Annotated in this window: 1 protein-coding gene; it reads right to left on the bottom strand. The window is 70.2% G+C overall.

The features are described 5' to 3' along the window. Positions 1–32: 32 nt before the first annotated feature. The gene (locus ABT015_RS15375; protein WP_502897322.1) at positions 33–21,128 is read right to left on the bottom strand and encodes a WXG100-like domain-containing protein; all 21,096 of its coding nucleotides are present in this window, start codon (positions 21,126–21,128) and stop codon (positions 33–35) included. Positions 21,129–21,198 lie beyond the last annotated feature (70 nt).

Consider the following 21,198-nt stretch of genomic DNA (forward strand, 5'->3'; position numbering starts at 1 on the left):
CGCCAAGACCCCGGGGGCGGGCCCCGACCGGATCATCCGGTCGGGGCCTCGTCGTCTTCGGCCGACGTGGCCTCGTACTGCCTACGGCAGATCTGGTAGATCCTCCGCAGACCGGCTTCGGTCAATTTCCCGACCTTTTCCTTGACTTCCGCGGTCCAGTAATTCTGCCGCATCTGCCTGATGGTCTTCTCGTCCGTGACCTCGGGATTGTTCTCCCTCGTCAAGTATTCGGCGAGGGCCTCCTCAAGCCCCTTCCTGACCTCCCGGAAGGCGGCGTCGCCGACCTTCTTCTCGACAGCTCCCTCGTAGCCCTCCGCCAGGATCTTCCAGTGGTTGTCGGCTATCCAGGTGACTCCGAGCGACTTGAGCCCGAGGGTGTCGAACTCCGGCACCTCGGCCGCACAGGCCTCGCCGGCCGCCGCCTCGATCTCGTGCGCCCGACCCTCCGCCCGGGCCAGGTGCTGCCCCAGCTCCTTCCACAGGGCGTCGCCGAGGCGGTCCTTGAATTCGTTGAATTCACGCAGGTAGGGCAGGGTCTGCTTCGCCAGTTCGTAGCCGGTCATCCCATCGACGGGCTTCATCTGCTTCAGGCCCGCATGCACGGGTTCCGCCTGGTGCGGGTGGGACTCATGCTTGACACCCATGGGCGTCTCGTGATGGCCGAGATAGAACTCGATCGCGCTTCGGATCACCGCCGGATCCCCCGCCAGGAACGTGCCGGGGAACGCGCCTGCGAGATTCCTGTCGTCCGCTCGCGCCTCGGTGATGAACGCCCGGCCGTAGTTCCGCCCCATGGCCTCCTCGAACTTCAGTCCGCGCGTCCATCCCTTGGACTGCTTGAGATTGGGCAGCCCGTCGCCTTCGTTGCGGTGCGGGCTGATGTCGATCGAGACGATCTTGATTCCGGCGAAGGAGAGCTCGTCCATCACGCCGCTGCGCATGCCGACCGCACCGACGACCTCGTACGTGTCGGAGAGGTACTTGAGGAGTGCGAGTTCCTTGCGGCGGTTCCCCACCGACGGCCAGTTCCAGTACTCCCGCAGGGCCGGCCCCTCCCAGACGGCCGGCTCCTCGCCCATCGGAACGATGGTGACGTCCGGGCCGAGGGCCGCCTTCGCCTCGTCGATGATCTGCTTCACACCCTCCGTACCGGTGTCGAGGGCCGGTGCGTTGGCGCCGGCCCGGCCGCTGTGGCCGCTGCCCCGGTACACCACGAGCAGGTACTTCTTCTCCAGCTCGAAGCCCCCGTACTCCGGGTTTGCCAGGTCCTGCTGGAAGGCCGCGCCCTCTTCCGGGGTGTAGCGCCCGTAGCCACGGGCGAACTCCGCGACCCGGGCGTCCTGGAGCGTCACCTCGCCCGTCGGATCCTCGTAGTCCGCGATGCGCTTCTCGACCTTGCCCATCTCGCGCGTCATCGCCTGCACCTGCTGCTTGGTCTCCGCGTTCCTCGTGGCAGGCGGTAGGGCGTGATTGACCAGCTTCAGGTGGTCGGCGACGAGCGACCGCTTGAGGTAGGCGGCGAGATCCTCCGACGCGTCCGTCTCGTTGCGGCCGAACCCGCGCGGCAGTTGCGTCTCGGTCGTGTACACCACCGTGCGCCCCGACGTGATCAGGTCGTCGTGCAGATTGATGATCTGTTCGACCTGCCCCTTGGTGGCCTCGGTGACGTTCCAGATCACCAGGCCGCGGTCCGGATAGGCGACCAGGGCGGCGCGCATGTGGTACATGTCGCCGGAGTTCTCCGCCCTGATGGTGTAGGTCGTCGTCTTCGGAAGCAGCTCCAGGTCGGCCTTCGACACGTGGTCACCGGACGCCGTCACCCACAGGTGGGTGTCGGGCGTGATCGTGGGAACGGGCGTGCTGGCCGACTGTTCCGCGTTCTGCTGTGCTTCCCGGGGCTCCCAGCGCAGGCCGCCTCCCTCCTCCGCGGTGTTCCTGCGGACGGTCCACACCTCCGCGGAGCCGCCCGGCCGGGTGACAGCCACCGTGGCCACGGTGGCGGTGTCACGCAGCCGCCGTTCCAGCGCGGTGCGGGCCGCTTCTCCGGTGCCGTAGTCGTACGCCAGTCGTTCCAGCCTCCTCGACCCGGGTGCGCCGCCGCCGTCCGTCGGGCCGTACACCTCCCCCTCGATCCGGTCCCGCTTCGGCGGTTGGATCAGCTCCAAGGCGCGGGTGCGCTGAACCGACCACTCGGCCGGGGGCCTCGGCGCGGCCGGGGTCTCCGCCACCGGCAGGGGCACCGTCACGTCGAAGGTCATCAAGACCGAGTAGACGGAATCGCTATCGCTGCTCGAAGATCCGGCGGCGGTCTGGTCCTCATCGTCCGAATGCCCGACGGCGACCTGATCCGCATCGCCCAGATGTCCGACGGCGACCTGGCCCACGTCGCCCAGGACGACCGGCACGGGCTGGTCCGGGTCGATGGGATCCTGCTCGGTGGCCTGGGGGACGGGCTCCTCGTCCGGGCGCAGGAGTTCCTGGCCTCGTGCGGTGGACTGGACGGTACCGTGCTCGGTGACCGCCAGGTGGTACCAGTTGCCGGAGCCCTCGACCCTCGGCAGGCCGCCCGCGGTGTAGCCGACGCGCTGGGCGACGACCATGCGGGGCTGGTCCCCGCCCGTGAGGTGGAGCAGTCCCCCGGCGGCGAAGGCCTCGGGGCGGCCGAGGAGTTCCAGCGCCGGGCTGAGCGGCAGGTTGTTGGCCGCGGCGAAGGCCCGGCGGGCCGCGAGCGCCTCGTGGAGGGCGAGCAGGGTCCGGTCGGCGAAGGAGAGCTGGTGCTCGGGGCCGGTGCCGGGGACGTGCGGGCGGTAACCGGAGTTGCAGGAGAGGAAGCGCAGCGGCTCGCCCTGCCACTGGCCGCCCTCGGCGAGCCGCAGCAGCGCGCCCGCCATCTCCTCCGGGCTCAGCTCCCGACCGAGCCAGGTCGGCGCCCCGTCGGGCCGCCTGGAGTGGTAGGCCACGGTGAAGTAGTTCGGGTCGCGCGGAAGGCGGGCGAGTGCCCTCATGACCTCCCGCGAGCCGGCCTGGTCGCGCTCGTTGAGGTCGGCGAGCAGGTGCACCTGGTTGTCGGTGCCGGGCAGCGGCGTGGCGAGCGCCTCGGCGACGGCGTCGGAGGTCGAGCCGCGGCTGATCGTCTGCCCCTCGGGGTGCAGGACCGAGTACAGCACCCGGTGGTTGCTCACCGACTGGGCGACGGTGGTCTCGCTGATCGGGATCTCCATCTCGATCGGGACGAGGCCCTTCACGGTCTCGGTCCGGTCGCCGTCCCGGAAGGTCAGCTGGACCTCTGCCTGGCCGACGTAGCGGGCGGCCGGGGTGGGGATCTTGGCGTTGGCCACGGTCTTGCCGGAGGAGCCCGCGGAGGGCCCCTCACGCCACCGGTGGCCGCCCCCGCCGACGACGCCGACGGTGAACTCGGCGGCGCCCTTGGTGCCGAACTTGGCGCCGAGCTGGCCCTGGGCGTTCCACCGCCGCCAGTCGAGGCGGGTGTGCCGCCCGCCGCTGGTGACGTCGTTGGCCGGGCTGAAGGCGGCCGCCTGGTTGTCGCTGTGGTACTCCAACTGGACGATCGAGATGGTGGCGCTGATGCCGGCGTCGTCGACGAACAGGCGCTTGCCGGCCGACGGGGTCTCGATGGTCCGGCCGTCCTGCACCACCGCGTCGCGGCGCGTGGCGTTCGGGTGTTCCTCCGACGGCGCCAGGATCTCCCGGCCCCGGGCGACCGACCCGAACAGGGCGGACAACTGCGCGTGGCTATGGGTGTTCCGGGCGACGGACTCCAGCCAGGACCACGTCCCCTCGCGGAAGAAGCGCTCACCGAACACGGTCAGCAGGTCCCGCACGCCGGAGGTGTCGTCGAGCCAGCGCACGATGCCGGTGTCGTGCAACCCGTTGGTGAACACCGATTCCGGCGGCCGCCGGACGACCTGCGTCGCGGACGGCACGGCCGGGGGGATCGGGGGCAACTGCCGGTTCGGATCGTCCGGGCGCGGCGGCCGGACGGGCTCGCCCCGGCCGGACTCCAGCAGCACGTCGGCATGGATCCGCGTCTCCACGACCGTCCGCCGGTACAGGCCGACGCGGGCGAGCCGGTCCCCCGTCCTGACCAGCTCCCGGTTGAGGGTCTGGAACTTGGACGGGGCGGCGCTGCCGCCGGCTTCCTGGCGCTCCCTGTCCTGCCGCCGGAACATCTGCTCCCGTGCCTCGCGGCTGGGGCGGATCTTGTGCGGGGAGGCCAGGCTCACCGCCGGCCTGCGCTCGAACTCGACCTTCAGCACCACCTCCGCGCGGTAGGACCGGCCGTCCGTCACCTTGCTCTTGACGGCCGTCCCGCTGGCGGCGCCGGCGCTGCCGTGCTCCAGCCGGTCGGCGCCCCACGCACCGGTGAGGCTGCCGCCGCCGACGAGCGCCGCCCCCGTGGCCAGCACGTCGGTGGTGGCGAGCAGGCTGCCGGTGATCGCGTTGCCCTGACCGCCGCCGGTGTTGGTCCCGCCGTCGGAACTGGTGAGCGAGGTCTGGGCGCCGTGGCCGATGTTGAACTCGACCGTCACCGGCGCCGAGTTGGTCGGGGTCAGCTCGCGCACCTCGGCGGTGATCCACGCCCGGCTGCGGCCGTGCTTCACCTCGATGGGGTGGCCGGCCATCACCGACTTGAGGTCGGTGTGCAGCCGGCCGAAGTCCAGCTTGGCGACCAGCTTGCGCTCCATGCCCGGCCAGTCCTTGCCCAGGAAGCCCGCGGCCGTGCGGCCCAACGCCTGGACGACCTCGTGGGCCGTCCCCTCCCGGACCGTCCCGTCCGGGCCCAGCTCCCGGTAGACGGCGGTGACGACGTCGGAGGAGCCGAGCCGGTGGCTCGGCAGCTGACGCGCGGGCGCGGCCGGATCGAGGGTGCGGTGCGGCGCGGCCACCACGGCCGGCACCGGAACGGTCAGGTCGTCAAGCCTCGCCGACCGCTTCGACGGCTCGAAGGAGACGGTGAACTCGGCCGTGGAGTCGGACAGTCGAGCCGGCTCCGTGGCCTTGGCCCGGCTGTTGGTGCCGCCGGTGCGGTCGATCGAGAGCCCCTTGACGAAGTCACGGGTGTGCGAGGCCTCCCCGGCGAGGTCGACGTGCGGGACGGAGCCCCCGAGCTTGAGCCGGAACCGGAACCGGGTGCGCAGGTCGGAGGTGGTGCCGGTGGTGGTGCGCTGCTGGCTGCCGACCTCGAACTCGAAGCCGGTGACCAGCGCCTCCCTCGGCCGGGGGTTGATCAGCTCGGCCGCGACCACGACCGTGCCCTTCCACCCGTCGAGGTCGACCGGGATCCTGATCCGCTCGCCCCGGCTCAGCCGGGACAGCGCGGCCTTGAGGCCGTACGGGTCGACCTCCCTGGCGAGCCGCGCCAGGACGCGCTCGGGCACCGGGTGGCCGGACTGCCGTTCGAGCGTCTCCCTGATCTGCCTCAGCACGGCGGTGTCGCCCCTGCCGAGGCTCAGCACCACGTCGGACTGGCCGAGCCGGGTGACCGTCCGCTGCGTGGTCGCCTGCTCCGCGGCCTCCTGGTGCGGGGCCGAGGGGCCGGTGAAGCCGTTCCGCTCCTGCTCTCCGACCTGGCGCAGTGCGGTGTGCAACTGCTCCAGGCTCAGTTCGGCGGAGAGCGGGACCGACCCGCGGTGCTCCCCGTTGACCGTCAGGTCCAGGGTGATCTCCGTCCGGAACAGCTCCTGCGCACTGCCGTACTTGCCGTTCGCGTAGCTCTTGCTGGACTCCCCGCCGCGCCACCCGTCCCGGACCCGCGACTCCACGGAGGCCGTGACGTTGCCCTGCATGCTGTCCTTGAAGGGTTTGCCCGCGGAGTCCAGCACGTCCCGGGTGTGCACCGGGCCCTTGCCGCCGCCCTGGCCCTGCACGGTCATGGTGTCGGAGCGCAGGTGACGCGACGAGTCGAAGGTGGTGCTCTCGCGGATCGGGTTGAGCTCGGCGTTCCGTTGGGCCCGCACGTGGTCGATCCGGGTGACCCGGGCCGTGACGGCGACGTGCATCTTCGTCAGCGGGCCGAGGGTGACCTCGGGGCCGCGCAGTTCGGATCCGCGCGACATCCCGACCAGGTGGGCGCTGACGGCGGCGTGCGAGTAGGCCTGCAGGACGTCCTCGCGCACCGCCGACCAGCCCTGGTCGCCGCCGAACACCTCCCGGCCGATCCGGTCGAGTGCGGCGTGCAACGGGGCGACGCTGCGCAGGTCCCGGACGGTGGTGGTGTCGGGCAGCCCCCGCCAGAACTCGTCCCGGGGGGCCAGGACCATATCTCCCACCGCGCGGGCGTGCTCGGGGGGCGCGAGCTGCTGGGCGGCGGTGAACACGGGCGGCTGCGTGCCGAGCACGACCTCCTCGACCGGGGTGACGAGGACCGCCTCGGCCTGGTCGATCACCGTCCGGAAACCCAGGGCGACGTGGGCGTCCTGGTCGGCGGGCTGGGACAGCCTGCTGCGCCAGCCGAAGGTGACGACCAGGTCGGCCGTCCCCTCGAAGAGCACCGCCGGGTTCTTGACCTTGGTACCGAGCCCCAGGTCGTCGCCGGAGCCGTGGAGTTCGACGTCGTCCCGGCCGGCCCGGCCGCCCACCCCGACCCCGGCACCGCCGTTCTTGGCGGTCCAGTTGCCGACCGAGGACGGCAGCGTCTGCCAGTCCTTGCTGCCGGTCTTCTGCTCGACGTGCGAACGGGTCGTCGCGGTGGCGATGTTGAGCTCGGTGGTCGGCAGGGTGTGGACCTGCTGCATCCGGGAGACGGTCCCGCCGCCGATGGTGAGCACCGCGGCGGGCCCGGTCAGGCTGTCGTCCACGATGGTCAGCTTCTGACCGGACATCACTCCCTTCAGCTCCTGGTGCAGGGTGCCGAGGTCCAGTTCTTCCAGCAGCCTGCGCTTGAGCGCGGGCCAGCGGCCCTCGAAGTACCGCTCGGCCTGGCCCTCGAAGCCCGACACGAACCTGGCCAGGGCCGCCGCTCCGTCGGCCACGGGCGTGACGGGCTGGTTCACCGCGGCGAGTTCGATGTTGCCCTCGGCGTCCGGCACGGGCGCCGGCGGGCGGTCGACCGGCCAGACGTCGGTCACGATGTGCGAGCCGGCCAGCCGCAGGTTCTCGGCGGTCTCCCGCGGCACCGTGTAGTGGGCCTGGGGCACCTGCGGCGCGTTCGCGGTCTCCCGCGCCGGCACTGCGACCCGCCCGGTGAAGCCGAGGTCGATCGGCTGCGGCACCTTCCACGGCCCCGATACGCCCTGGAGGCGGGCGTCCAGGAACTCCACCCGCACGTTGAACGGGGTGTCGAACAGCGCCGCCGGCTCGACGGTCTTACCCCGGGCCAGCGTCCTGCTGGCCTCGGCGGTGGCACTGCCGTGCAGCCAGCCGTGCTGGTAGCCGAGCGTCTCGGTGAGATCCCCCGAACTACCGAACTTGGCCTTGAACTGCACACCGAGGTTGGCCTGCGTCAGCCCGTCGGAGGTGACGCCGATCGTGCTCTGCTGCTCCGAGCCGTACTCGAACTCGAAGCCGGACACCGTCCTGACGTACGTGCCCTCCCTCGCACTGCCGGTGATCCGGACCTGACCGGACCACGGGCCGGCCTGGAAGGACACCTCCCGGACGTCGCCCCGGGACAGCTCGGACACCATCGGCCGCAGCACCTCGCCGCCGAAGAGGCTGTTCGCCAACGTCCGCGCGGCATCCCGGTCCCCGTGCAGCGCCTCGGCGAACCGGTCGGTGAGCTGGTTCAGGATCCGCACGTCGTCGTGGTTCAGCGCGACCAGGACGTCGTACGCGGCCAGCCCGCGCTCGCCGACGCGCGACGGCGGTCGCGGGTCGGCCGGCGGCTCGACCGTCCCGTCCATGAACTCCTGGAAGCCCTGGTACATCTCCTCGACACGCTGCTCCTCGGACCTCCCCGCCATGAACTCCTGGAAGCCCTCGTACATCTCCTCGACGCGCTGCTCCTCGGACCTCCCGTCCATAAACTCCCGGAAGCCCTGGAACAACTCCTCGACGTGCTGCTCTTCGGTCCTCGCCTCCATGAACTCCTGGAAGCCCTGGTACATCTCCTCGACGCGCTGCTCCTCGGACCTCCCGTCCATGAATTCGCGGAGGCCCTGGTACATCTCCTCTTCACGATGTTCCTCGGCCCTCGCCTCCATGAACTCCTGGAAGCCCTGGTACATCGTTTCCTCGGCCCGGGCCCGGCTGACCTGGTTCGAAGGCCGCGCCTGGACGGCCTGCGGATCGGGCCCGTAGAGCTGTTCCAGCAACGGCAGCAGCTCCGGCTCGTTCCTCCGCACCCAGTCGGAACCGTTGTTGCGGGGCTTCCCGGTCTGCGGGTCACTCCCGTGATTCGTCCCGAGATACGTGTTGCTCAGCTGAGCGAAGAACTCGTGCACATCCGCCGACGAATAGTTGCCGACCAACTCACCCGCAGCATTGCGCCGTGATCCATCGGGCCAGGCCGTGACCGACTCCTCACCGAACACATCAGCCAGACCATCGGCCAGACGCTTGCCCCGGTACGCCTCCTCGACGAGCGCCCTCTGCTCACGACTCAACCCGAACTCCAGGACCGCGTGCGCGAGTTCATGCGTGGCCGAGGAATACCCCTCCGGCTGCGTCGCATGCGGCCCGACCGTCGTCCGCTCACCGAGCAGGTTCTCCTCGGGAATCGCCACCACAAGCCCGTCGTTCGCCCCCCGCAACCACTCGACACTACGACCGCCACCCGCCTCGCCACCGGCCACCAGCCCACGCAGCCGCTCGAAGCCCGCAACACCGGTCAACGGCACGTCACGCGGCACCACCACCACACGCACACCAGCCGCCACCAGCCTGGCCGCAACCTCCTTGTCCTGCAACATCCGCGCAAGCTGCAACTCAGCCTCACGCCGCGAAGCAACCGGCTGATGCACACGGGAGTCCACGTCGATGACCAGCCGCGCCGCCGCCTGCGCGAAGTCCTCCGCCGACAACTCCGACCGCAGACCCTCCACGAACACCGTGTCCGCCGCGAGCTCCCGCCGCGCCACCGGACCAAGATGCTCCAACGCCTGCACCCGCTCATGCAACGGACCCGGCACCGGCATCCCGCCACCATGCTCCACCGCCAGCGGATTCACCACCACCGACTCCTCCGACACCCCCGAAGGCGCCGGCCGAAGCTTCTTCCCCGCCGAATCCTCCGGCTCCGAGTCACTGTTGTGCTCAAGCTGCCGCTTCTGCCCCCCATCGCCTTCCTGGGTACTACCGGCAGCCTGCGCCCCTTCCGGAACGTTGACCGGAGCCAGCGGGGAGTAGTGACTCTCGGAGAGGAACACGGAGACGTCCCTGGTGCCCTCGGGGACTCCGGGTACCGGCGCCAAGGAGTGCCAGTTGACCCCGTCGAAGATGTGCAGCCGCACGCCCAGGGCCGAGGCGACGATCGACGGGATCAGGTCCCCGTTGGACCCGGCCCACCATCCCCTGGTCTTGGCCATCCAGGCGAGGTCTCCGAAGGTCGACCCGCGCTCGGTCGCGAATGCGGTGACCAGCTCCCGGTTCTGGCTGATCCACCTCGTGACGCGGTTGCGCAGCGTCGTCACTGCCTGCGGGCTGACGGCCGTCCCCAGCTGGTGGTTGACGGAGTGGTAGAGACAGTCGCCGTCGCGGGGCACCTCGTGGATCTGGTAGCCCAGCTGGTACAGGTCCGAGCGGTCGCGGAGGCTGCGGTGGTACGTCCAGAGTTCGGGCAGCAAGGGCAGCCCTTCCTCGGCCATCCTCCGGTACACCTGCCAAGGGGCGCTCCCGGCGTACCGCGGCCTGTCGGCGTGGAAGACCTCGTCGAACGCGTCCAGGTACTTCTCCACCTCCGGTCCGCCGCCCGAGTACGTCACGATGTCGCCGCGCAGCTTGTCGTAGCGGTTCTGCAGGTGCTGGGCGCGGTCGGCGGCGAACTGCCCGGCGTCGAGCGGCCGGTCACCTGACAACCCCAACTGCTCCCGGATCTTGGCAAGTGCCTCGAAGCCGAAGCCGCGTTCCTTGCCGTAGACCGCCGCGGGCTTGCGCCACAGGACGGTCCCACCCGGCGACTGGAACCCGTGGTCGACCATGCCCGGCGGCTGATGACCCTTGCCCTTGCCCACCGGCGCGAGACCGTTGTCTCGTTCACCCGCCGCCAGGTGGCCGCCGTGCTTCTGATCGAACGGGACGGTGAACCGGCCGGACGCGGTGGGCGGGGTGGGGATCACCACACGCTCGTAGCCCGGGGCCTTGCCTCCGAGTCTGGTCTCACCCGCGTCGTTTGCGTGCCACTTCTCCATCCGCTCCCGTCCGCTGGAGCCCTTCTCCTCCAGGTACGTGACCTTGTGGCCGAGCAACGCGGCGGCTTCCAGGTTCCCGGAGCGGGTCCCCAGGTGGTTCATGTCGTAGTGGCGGTCGAGGAAGTCGTACAGCCTCAACTGCCCGGTCCTGAGGTTCTCCGTCCAGACCGAGGGATCCGGTCCGCCGTCCTTCCAGAAGCCGGTGATGTGGTGGATGGTGTCGATCCCGAGCTCCGCGCGCATCTCCGCGACCAACTCGTTCCACTTGTTCTGCCGAGAAGGGTGCGGGTCACCGGTGATGAGCACCATGCCCTGCTCACGGGCGACCTCCCGCAGGATCTGCCGCACGCCCTGGAAACTCGTGTCATGCTCCATCCGGCCACCCAGGTCGGCCCACTGGGTCACCTTGCCGGTGAAACGGGACCACAGCACCAGAACCTTCGCACCCTCGGCAGGAAGCGTGATCCCACGCTCCCCCAGCCAGCCCGCGACCTGCTGATCACGCGCGGGGTCCATCTTCCAGGCGTCACGGACGGTCTCGCGCAGGGTGTCCGAGAACACCTTGGCGACCTTGTCGGTGCCGAACGTGACGCTCTTGACCACCGCCTCCTGGTCCTGCTCGGAGAGGACCTCCCAGTCCTCGGCCACGATGCGATGGGCCTCCGCGTCCATCACCGCGTAGAGATGACTCGTTTCCATGCTCGGTACGTCCACCGTGTGGATGCGGTCGTCGGAGATCCCGATGGAACGGTAGAAGGCCTCGATCTCCTGGGACTTGTCCTTGGGATTGACGGCATGACCCTCCGCCGTCCGCGGCCCCCGCGCGATCAGAACATGCAGATTCGGGTCGTTCAGCAGCGCGACCGAGATACCGAACTGGTCACCGGAGGAATAGCCCGGCTGCTTGATGAGCCGCTTGTGCTCCGCCGGCAGGTTGTCCTCATGAATGTTCGCCCTCGGCGCGACGTCGAGCGGGCCACCCTCGTGCGAGCCGATCCCGAGCGGAGCCGACACCGGGTCCACCCAGACATGCTCACGGTCATGCACCGCCGCCAACTCCCGGGCCTCATCCCAGGTCCGGCCGTGCGACCCGCCACCCGTCAACGCATCAAGGTGCCCCACGACGGATGAGATCAGCTGCAAGTGCCTTTCACGCAGACCACCCTGCCGCAGCCCCTCCGGCGCCGGAGCCCGGTGGTCACCCAGCAGACTCCCCTCGACCGCAGGACGATGCGCCAGACCCGAAGCCCGGTACTCGTCCCGCAGACCGATCTGGTGGCCCAACTCGTGCGCGTAGTCGATCGGATCAGCGTCCAGCCACCAGGACCTCTGATCCATCTCCCGGCCCCGCGAAACCAGGTCCACCGTCAGATGCGCCCGCTCACCCGGCCTGGCCGGCAACACCGTGACGTGCATCCGGTCGCCATTGGCCAACCGGTAACCAGGCGCATTGAGGTACTCCTCCACACCCCGAACGACCTTGTCCCACACCAGAGCCGTGTTATGACCCCGACCACCCTCGACGAAATCGATCCGCACCGTCAGATCCGTCACCGGACCCTCATGCTCGAACCGACGCGCCTCGAACGACGACTGCACCACGAAACGCGGCGTCCGATCCACCACCATCCGCGGCGCCGACACCCGCGACTCCACGGACTCATGCACGACCACCGATTCCTGCGTGGTGGACCCGTCATGGGAGACGGTGCGCTGCTCCTCGCCGGTCGCTTCCATGAACTCGCGGAAGCCCTGGTACATCGTTTCCTCGGCCCGGGCCCGGCTGACCTGGTTCGAGGGTCGCGCCTGGACGGCCTGCGGGTCGGGCCCGTAGAGCTGTTCCAGCAGCGGCAGCAGCTCCGGCTCGTTCCTCCGCACCCAGTCGGAACCGTTGTTGCGGGGCTTCCCGGTCTGCGGGTCACTCCCGTGGTTCGTCCCGAGATACGTGTTGCTCAGCTGAGCGAAGAACTCGTGCACATCCGCCGACGAATAGTTGCCGACCAGCTCGCCGGAACCGTTGCGCCGTGATCCATCGGGCCAAGCCGTGACCGACTCCTCGCCGAACACATCAGCCAGACCGTCCGCGAGACGCTTGCCCCGGTACGCCTCCTCGACGAGCGCCCTCTGCTCACGGCTCAGCCCGAACTCCAGCACCGCGTGCGCGAGTTCATGCGTGGCCGAGGAATACCCCTCGGGCTGCGTGGGGTGCGGCCCGACCGTCGTCCGCTCCCCGAGCAGGTTCTCCTCGGGAATCGCCACCACAAGCCCGTCGTTCGCCCCCCGCAACTGGTCAACGCTGCGCCCGCCACCCGCCTCGCCACCGGCCACCATCCCACGCAGCCGCTCGAAGCCCGCAACACCGGTCAACGGCACGTCACGCGGCACCACCACCACACGCACACCAGCCGCCACCAGCCTGGCCGCAACCTCCTTGTCCTGCAACATCCGCGCGACCTGCAACTCGGCCTCACGCCGCGAAGCAACCGGCTGATGCACACGGGAGTCCACGTCGATGACCAACCGCGCCGCCGCCTGCGCGAAGTCCTCCGCCGACAACTCCGACCGCAGACCCTCCACGAACACCGTGTCCGCCGCGAGCTCCCGCCGCACCTCCGGACCAAGGTGTTCCAACGCCTGCACCCGCTCATGCAACGGACCCGGCACCGGCATCCCGCCACCATGCTCCACCGCCAGCGGATTCACCACCACCGACTCCTCCGACACCCCCGAAGGCGCCGGCCGAAGCCTCTTCTCCGCCGAATCCTCCGGCTCCGAGTCACTGTTGTGCTCAAGCGGCCGCTTCGGGACCCCATCGCCCTCCTGGGTACTGCTGGCAACCGGTGCCTCTTCCGGAGCGGGGACAGGGCTCAGCGGGGAGTAGTGACTCTCGGAGAGGAACACGGAGACGTCCCTGGTGCCCTCGGGGGCACCGGGTACCGGCGCCAAGGAGTGCCAGCTGACCCCGTCGAAGATGTGCAGCCGCACGCCCAGGGCCGAGGCGACGATCGACGGGATCAGGTCCCCGTTGGACCCGGCCCACCACCCCCTGGTCTTGACCATCCAGCCGAGATCATCGGGCCTCGCCCCGTACATCGCCGCGAATGCTTCGACCAGCTCCCGGTTCTGGCCGATCCACCTCGTGACGCGGTTGCGCAGCGTCGTCACTGCCTGCGGGCTGACGGCCGTCCCCAGCTGGTGGTTGACGGAGTGGTAGAGACAGTCGCCGTCGCGGGGCACCTCGTGGATCTGGTAGCCCAGCTGGTACAGGTCCGCACCGTCGCGGAGCTCGCGGTAGCGCGACCAGAGTTCGGGCAGCAGGGGCAACCCGGCCTTGACCATCCTCCGGTACACCTGCCAAGGGGCGTTGTCGGCGTCCTTTCCGCCGTCGACGAACTCTTCGTCGAACCTGTGCAGGTACTTCTCTGGGGTCCCTTCGCCACTCCAGTGCTTCACGACTTCGCGGCGCAGCTTCTCGTAGCGGCGCTGCAGGTGCTGGACGCGGTCGGCGGCGAACTGCCCGGCGTCGAGCGCCCGGTCGCTCGAAAGCCCCAGCTGGTTCCGGATGTTGCCCAGCACGTCGTACCCGAAGCCGCGTTCCTTGCCGTAGACCGCCGCGGGCTTGCGCCACAGAACGGTCCCGCCCGGCGACTGGAAACCGAGGTCAACCATGCCCGGCGGCTGGAAGCCCTTGCCCTTACCCTTGCCCACCGGCGCGAGACCGTTGTCTCGTTCACCCGCCGCCAGGCGGCCGCCGTGCTTCTGATCGAACGGGACGGTGAACCGGCCGGACGCCGTGGGCGGGGTCGGGATCACCACACGCTCGTAGCCCGGGGCCTTGCCTCCGAGTCTGGTCTCACCCGCGTCGTTTGCGTGCCACTTCTCCATCCGCTCCCGTCCGCTGGAGCCCTTCTCCTCCAGGTACGTGACGTTGTGGCCGAGCAGCGCGGCGGCTTCCAGGTTTCCGGAGCGGGTCCCCAGGTGGTTCATGTCGTAGTGGCGGTCGAGAAAGTCGTACAGCCTCAACTGCCCGGTCCTGAGGTTCTCCGTCCAGACCGAGGGGTCCGGTCCGCCGTCCTTCCAGAAGCCGGTGACGTGGTGGATGGTCTTGATCCCGAGCTCCGCGCGCATCTCCGCGACCAGCTCGTTCCACTTGTTCTGCCGAGAAGGATGGGGATCGCCGGTGATGAGCACCATGCCCTGCTCACGGGCGACCTCCCGCAGGATCTGCCGCACGCCCTGGAAGCTCGTGTCGTGCTCCATCCGGCCACCCAGCTCGGCCCACTGCGTGGCCTTGCCGGTGAAACGGGACCAGAGCACCAGGACCTTCGAACCCGGGGCAGGCAGCGTGATCCCGCGGCCCGTCAGCCAGTCGGCGATCCCCTGATCGTGCGCAGGAGTCATCTTCCAGGCGTCGCGGACGGTCTGACGCAGTTCGTCCGAGAACACCTTGGCGACCTTGTCGGTGCCGAACGTGACGCTCTTGACCGCCGCTTCCTGGTCCTGCTCGGAGAGAACCTCCCAGTCCTCGGCCACAATACGACGGGCCTCCGCGTCCATCACCTCGTAGAGGCGGCCCGTCTCCATGGTCGGCACCTCCACGGTGTGGATGCGATCCCCGTCGATCCCGATGGAACGATAGAACGCCTCGATCTCCAGGGACTTGTCCTTGGGATTGACGGCATGACCCTCCGCCGTCCGCGGCCCCCGCGCGATCAGAACATGCAGATTCGGGTCGTTCAGCAGCGCGGCCGAGATACCGAACTGGTCACCGGAGGAATAACCCGGCTGCTTGACCAACCTCCGGTGCTCCGGCGGCAGGTTGTCCTCGTGGGTGTTCGCCCTCGGAGAGACGTCCAGCGGTCCGCCCTCGTGCGAGCCGGTCCCATGCGGGGCCGAGACCGGGTCCACCCAGACGTGCTCGCGGTCATGCGGCGACGCCAACTCCCGGGCCTCATCCCAGGTCCGACCATGCGTGGGAGCCGGGTCGAGGTGCCCCACCACGGACGAGATCAGCTGCAAGTGCCGCTCACGCAGACCACCCTGCCGCATACCATCCGGCGCCGGGGCCCGGTGGTCGCCGAACAGGCTGCCCTCAACGGCCGGACGGTGCGGCAGACCCGCAGTCCGGTACTCGTCCCGCAGTCCCAGCTGGTGGCCCAACTCGTGCGCGTAGTCGATCGGATCGGCGTCCAGCCACCAGGACTTCTGGTCCATCTCCCGGCTCCGCGGAACCAGGTCCACCGTCAGATGCGCCTGCTCACCCGGCCTGGCGGGCAGCACCGTCACGTGCATCCGGTCGCCATTGGCCAACCGGTAACCAGGCGCGTTGAGGTACTCCTCCACACCCTGCACGACCTTGTCCCACACCAGAGCGGTGTTGTGCCCCCGGCCGCCCTCGACGAAATCGATCCGCACCGTCAGATCGGTCACCGGACCCTCATGCTCGAACCGACGCGCCTCGAACGAGGAATGCACGACGAAACGCGGCGTCCGATCGACCACCATCCGCGGCGCCGGCACGAGCGACTCCACGGACTCGTGGACGACCACCGTCTGGTCGGGCTCGTGGACGACCGCCTCGTCGTCGGGCCGGGGCCGCAGCGTGAGGTCGGACGGGGCCTCGGTGCGCGGCGGCGGTGCGGGCTGCTCCTCGGTCCGGTCGGTCCGGTCGGTCCGGGTGGTGGCGCCGGTCAGCGCCGTCTCGATGGACTCGGGGAGGTCGTCCTGCCGGGGGCGCTCGTGCGAATCCGTGCGGTCACCCGCGCCCTCCGGGGTGTCGGGGCGAGCGGTCGTCCGGACCAGCGCGAGCTGCTCCTCGGCGGCCGCGGCCTCCTCCTCCCGGCGTCGGGCGAAGGCGTCCTCGTGGCCGCGCTGGTGGGCGCGCCAGCCGGCCGCGTCCAGGTGGGCGAGCTTCCACAGTTCGCGGTACCGCGCGAAGAACTCGTCGCCGTACTCGCGCTTGAGGAAGGCGATCACGTCGTCGGTGAGGACGTGCGGCGCCGCCCGGTCCTCGAAGCCCGCCGCGGCGTCGCGCAGGGCGGGCGCGGCCTCGGCCTCGAAGGCGGCGTGCTCGACCAGCTCCTCGGTGAGCTCCCGGTGCCGTGCGTCCCAGTTCTCCTGGCGGACCTTCAGGTCCTCGGGCTTGCCGAACACCTGGTCGAAGGCGGAGGTGATCCGGTCCCGGTGGCCCTCCTTCAGGCGGCCGATGCCGTGCCCGGTGAGGCCACCGTGCTCCTGGGCGGCCTTCTCGGCGGCCTCCTCGGCGGCGCGGCGGGCCGCGAGGCGGGCGGCCTGGTGGGTGAGCCGGTCGTGCACGGCACCGGTGCCGGTGAGCTCGTCGAGTTCCCGGCCGAGCGCCTCGGTGTCCTTGGTGCCCCGGTTGAGGTGGTCGGCGACCAGCCGGTCGACGTCCCGGGCCAGTTCGCGGGTGACGGTGCCACGGGCCTGCTGGACGTCGTGCTCGGTGACACCGAAGGCGGCGGCCCGGTCCTTGCGTTCGGCGCCGGCGTCCGTGTTCCAGGATTCGGTCGCCTTCTCCGCCTCCGTGGCGGCGCGCCGGATCACCGCCTCGCGGACCGCCTGGACGGCGAACTCGTGCGGCAGGCCCTGGGCGCGGCCGGCCAGCGCCAGGCCGAAGAGGTCCACGGCCTGGGTGCGCTCGCGGCGCGGTCCGGCGGCCGTGTCGACGGGGCCGGCGACCTCCTCGAAGTCGGTGCCGAGGCGGTCCCGCAGCTGTTCCCGGATCAGGGTCACGCTGTCGGGTGACAGCTCGGGGCGCTCCGTCACCCCGGCGGCGGCGAGCAGGTCCCGGTCCGCCGGGGAGAGGCGGCCGTACCAGTCTGCGGTGGCCCGCTTGACCAGGTGCTCCGCCTGGGCGAGCGCGGTCTCGTGGTCGGCGCGGAAGTCGAGCTCGCCGCGCAGGTGCTCGGTGAGCCGGTTCAGGGCGTGCTGGGCCTGCGCGTTGCCCGCCCCGGTGAGGTCCTCCGGGCGGGCGTAGACCCGGGCCACCTCGGCCTCGGCCCGTGCGCTGAAGCCGCCCCGCGCCTCGCTGCGGATCAGGTCCCGGGTCACCCCCGGGAGGTCGGCGTGCGAAACGGTGGCGGTGCCGTCGCCGAGGGCGCTCGGCGGGGCGCTCCACTCGGTCACCGTCCGGTCGAAGCGCTCCATCGCCACCCGGACGGCCGCCTCGCGGACCGCGGCGAGCTGGGTGATGCCGTCGAGGCCCGCGAGGATCTGCTCGCGGTCCTGCGGCCGGGCCGTCAGCTCCTGGTACATCAGGTCCTTGGCGCGCTTCCACACCGCCGTGGGCAGGCCCGGCGGCGCGTCGTCGGGGAAGCGGACGGGCCCCTCGGTGAAGGCCTCCCGGAGCAGTTCCTCGGCCTGCGCGTCATGGACGTGGCCGCTGCCGTCCGGGTCCTGGCGGAGCTTGTCGGCCGCCTCGGCGAGCTTGGCGTCGTAGGCGTCCTGGAGGTCCCGCTGGGCCTGGCGCCACTGCTCCTCGCGCCGACCGCCCTCCTCGGCGCGGACGTGTTCGGGCGCGTCGGTGTAGTGGTAGGCCGGTGGCGGTTCCTGGCCTGGGGCCGATCGTTCGTGCTCCTGCGCGGATTTCGCCGCGTCGCCGAAGACCGAGGCCTCCGCCATGTCCGTGTGCTTGGAGCCCGCCGTGTAGTGCTCCGGCAGCGGCGAGGGGTACGAGCGCACCAGCGGCTCGCCGGCCTCGATGCGCGCCTTCCCCTCCTCGGAGGCGGGGTTGACGTATTCGTACCAGTTCCCGCCGCTCTCGACGACCGGCCGGCCGTCCGCGCCGAAGCCGACCTTCGCGGCGACCACGACGTGGCCCGTCCCGGGGCCCTCCTTCATCGCGGTCGGGGAGTCGAACCCCGGCACCACCCAGACCGGGCCGTCGGCCGCCACCGCCTTGACGTCGGCGAGCTTCGGGTCCGCCCAGATGTGCTCCATCACCTCCTGGACGTAACGGGCGTTGAGCGGCCCGTTCAGGTCGCAGGCGACGAACTCGATGGTTCGCCGGTCCCCGCCGAGGTGCCCGGTCTGGGCGAGCCCGCGCACGACGGCGGCCAGCTTCTCGGCGGACAGCTCGTGGCCCTCGTGCATCGGCAGCCCGTGCTCGTTGGTGTGGATCACCACGGCGAAGCGGGACGGGTCGAGGGGCAGGCGTTCCAGGGCCTTCAACGTCTCCTGGGACGGCCTGTCACCGAGCACCCAGCCGGGCTGGCGCTCCGGGCCGGCGGACGGCAGGTGGTGGCCGTGCTCCTTCGGGATGTTGGAGTCGTCGATGTCCAGGTACTGAAGTTCCTCGTTGCGGGCGTGGGTGTGCTCGTGCTCCCGGCTGTTCTGCTGCTCCCGGGAGTTCTGGTTCTCGCGCGTCTCCTGCTGCTCGTGGGAGTTCCGCTGCTCCCGGGTGTTCCCGTTCTCCCGGCTGTTCTGGTTCTCCCGGTTGTTCTGGTTCTCGCGAGTGTTCTGCTGCTCGGGGGTCTTCTGCTGTTCCCGGGTGTTCTCGTTCTCCCGGGTGCTCTGCTGCTCGTGGGGGTTCTGCTGCTCCCGGGTGCTCTGCTGCTCGTGGGGGTTCTGCTGCTCCCGGCTGCCCTGCTGCTCGTGCCCGCCGGTCACCGGGACGTGGGCAGGCGGGGTGGGTTCGGACGTCGTGGCGTGCGCAGGCACCGGCTGGTGCGCCGGGGGTTCCCCCGTCGGCTTCGGCCCCTGCTCGTGGGAACCGCCGCCGGACGTGGGCACCTTGGCCGGCGGCTCGGGCTTGTTCGACGTCTCCCCGGGGGCCTTGGCCTCCGTCTTGACCGGAGCGTCCTTGGTCGGCCGCTCCCCCGTCGTGGACGACTGCGACCTGGAGCCCTCGGAGCTGGTGTGGAAGTCCTTCGGCTGGGTGGCGTGCTCGAAGTTCCCCTCCGCCGCCAGCCGGGCCTCGCGGGCCTTCGGCCCCTCCGGCCGGGGGATCAGCAGCGAGGTCGGGTGCCCCATCAGGGTGGACGCGATGGCCAGCAGGGTGCGCGGGTGACCCAGGCCGTAGTACTTGCCGTCGCTGGTCATCGAGGACTCCGCGTCCCACGCGCGGATCTTGTCCTGGAACCGCAGTCGCGCCGGGCCGGTGAGGGTGTGCCCGGCGTGGCCGATCGCACCCATGGCGACGCCCGCGAAGAAGGTCTCGGCGGTGACCGAGAACGAGCCGTCGCCGAAGATCGAGTTGTAGGTGCCCTCGGTCAGGATGTTCTGGACGCCGCCCTTGAGGTAGCCGCCGATGCCCTCGCCGAACTTGTAGAGCATCTGCAGTGCGGTCTGCGGCCGCAGACCGTCCATCAGGTGGAGCGTCCGGTCCGCGAGGTCCTTGACGGCCTGGTGCTCGCCGCCCTTGCCTGCGTCCTTGACCGCCGCGTCCAGGAGCTTGCGGACGGTCCCGAGGTCCACGGCGTAGCGGGCGCCGCTGCCGGCGATCGTCTCGGCGACCTTCCGCCCGGCCTCGTTCGCCAGGTCCTTGGAGATGCCCAGGCTCCCGAGCTGCTCCTCGAAGGACTTGCCCATCTCCTGGGTGAACTTCTCGACGTTGGACAGCTTCTTCTCGGCGGCCTTGACCGCGTCCTCCGCCGCGTCCTTGGCTCCGGCCTTGGCCGCACCCTCCGCCGCATCCTTGGCCCCAGCCTTCGCCCCGGCCTTGGCCGCACCCTCCGCCGCATCCTTGGCCCCAGCCTTCGCCCCGGCCTTCGCCGCACCCTCCGCCGCATCCTTGGCCCCAGCCTTCGCCGCACCCTCCGCCGCATCCTTGGCCCCAGCCTTCGCCCCGGCCTTCGCCGCACCCTCCGCCGCATCCTTGGCCCCGGCCTTCGCCCCGGCCTTCGCCGCACCCTCCGCCGCGCCCTTGGCCGTGGTCTTCGTCGCCCCCTCGACCGCGTCCTTGGCCGTGGTCTTGGCCGCGCCCTTGAGGCCGTCCTTCACCCCGGTCTTGCCGAGGCCCGCCAGCCCGCCTTCCCCGGTCTTCTTGAGGGTGTTGAGTCCCGCGCTCTCCAGCGAGTGGCCCGCGCCCTTCGCGAGTTCGGCTGCGGTCTTCAGCTCGGCGCCGGCCAGGTTCTTGAGGTTGTTCTGCAACTCCTTGCCGATGCCGCCGCCGAACACCTTCCCGAAGAGCTTGCCGAAGCCGAAGGTGAGCAGTTCCAGCGGGCCGGTGAGCAGGCCGTTGATCGCGCCGAACTCGATCGCCTGGAGGAAGGAGTCCTTCTCCCAGTGGTCCTTGTGGCCCTGGCCGATCTGGATGCCCTGGATGATCCCGTCCATGATCATCGAGGTGGTGATGTTCAGGAACTCGTGCAGGGCGATCTGCTTGAACAGCCAGATGAAGACCTGCTTGACCAGTTCCCTGGTGGCCACCTCGGCGGCGAAGATGGTGGCGAGCGAAGCCCCGAAGGTGAGCGGGATGTTGGCGATGGCCCAGGCGATCTGCGCGGCCAGCTGGACCAGCTGGGCGATGATCATCCACTTGGCGTACTCGACCTGGTTGGCGGTCTTGTGGGCGTAGTCGCCGAGTTCCTTCGCCGAGTCCCCGGAGGCCGTCACGTAGTCGGTGCCGCCGTCGGCGCCGATCAGCTGCCCCATATCCTGGACGAACCGGTCGGCCGCCTCGCCCTCGAACTCGTCCTTGACGTAGTTCACCAACTCCAGCAGGTAGGACCGGAGTTCGGGGACCTTCTTGTAGATCTCCAGGTAGTCGTCACCGGCCGTGCGCAGCCGGTCCTCGTTGGCCTCGGGCCATTTCATGCCGGTCACGAACCCGAACAGCTTGGCCAGGGCCGGGGGAAGCATGATCGACACGGGGGCGCACTCCTGGCGTTCGTCGAGGGTCGGGCGAAGCGGGCCGAAACAAGAACCTGAC

The organism is Kitasatospora sp. NPDC094016 (assembly GCF_040304045.1).
In the GTDB taxonomy this organism is placed as follows: domain Bacteria; phylum Actinomycetota; class Actinomycetes; order Streptomycetales; family Streptomycetaceae; genus Kitasatospora.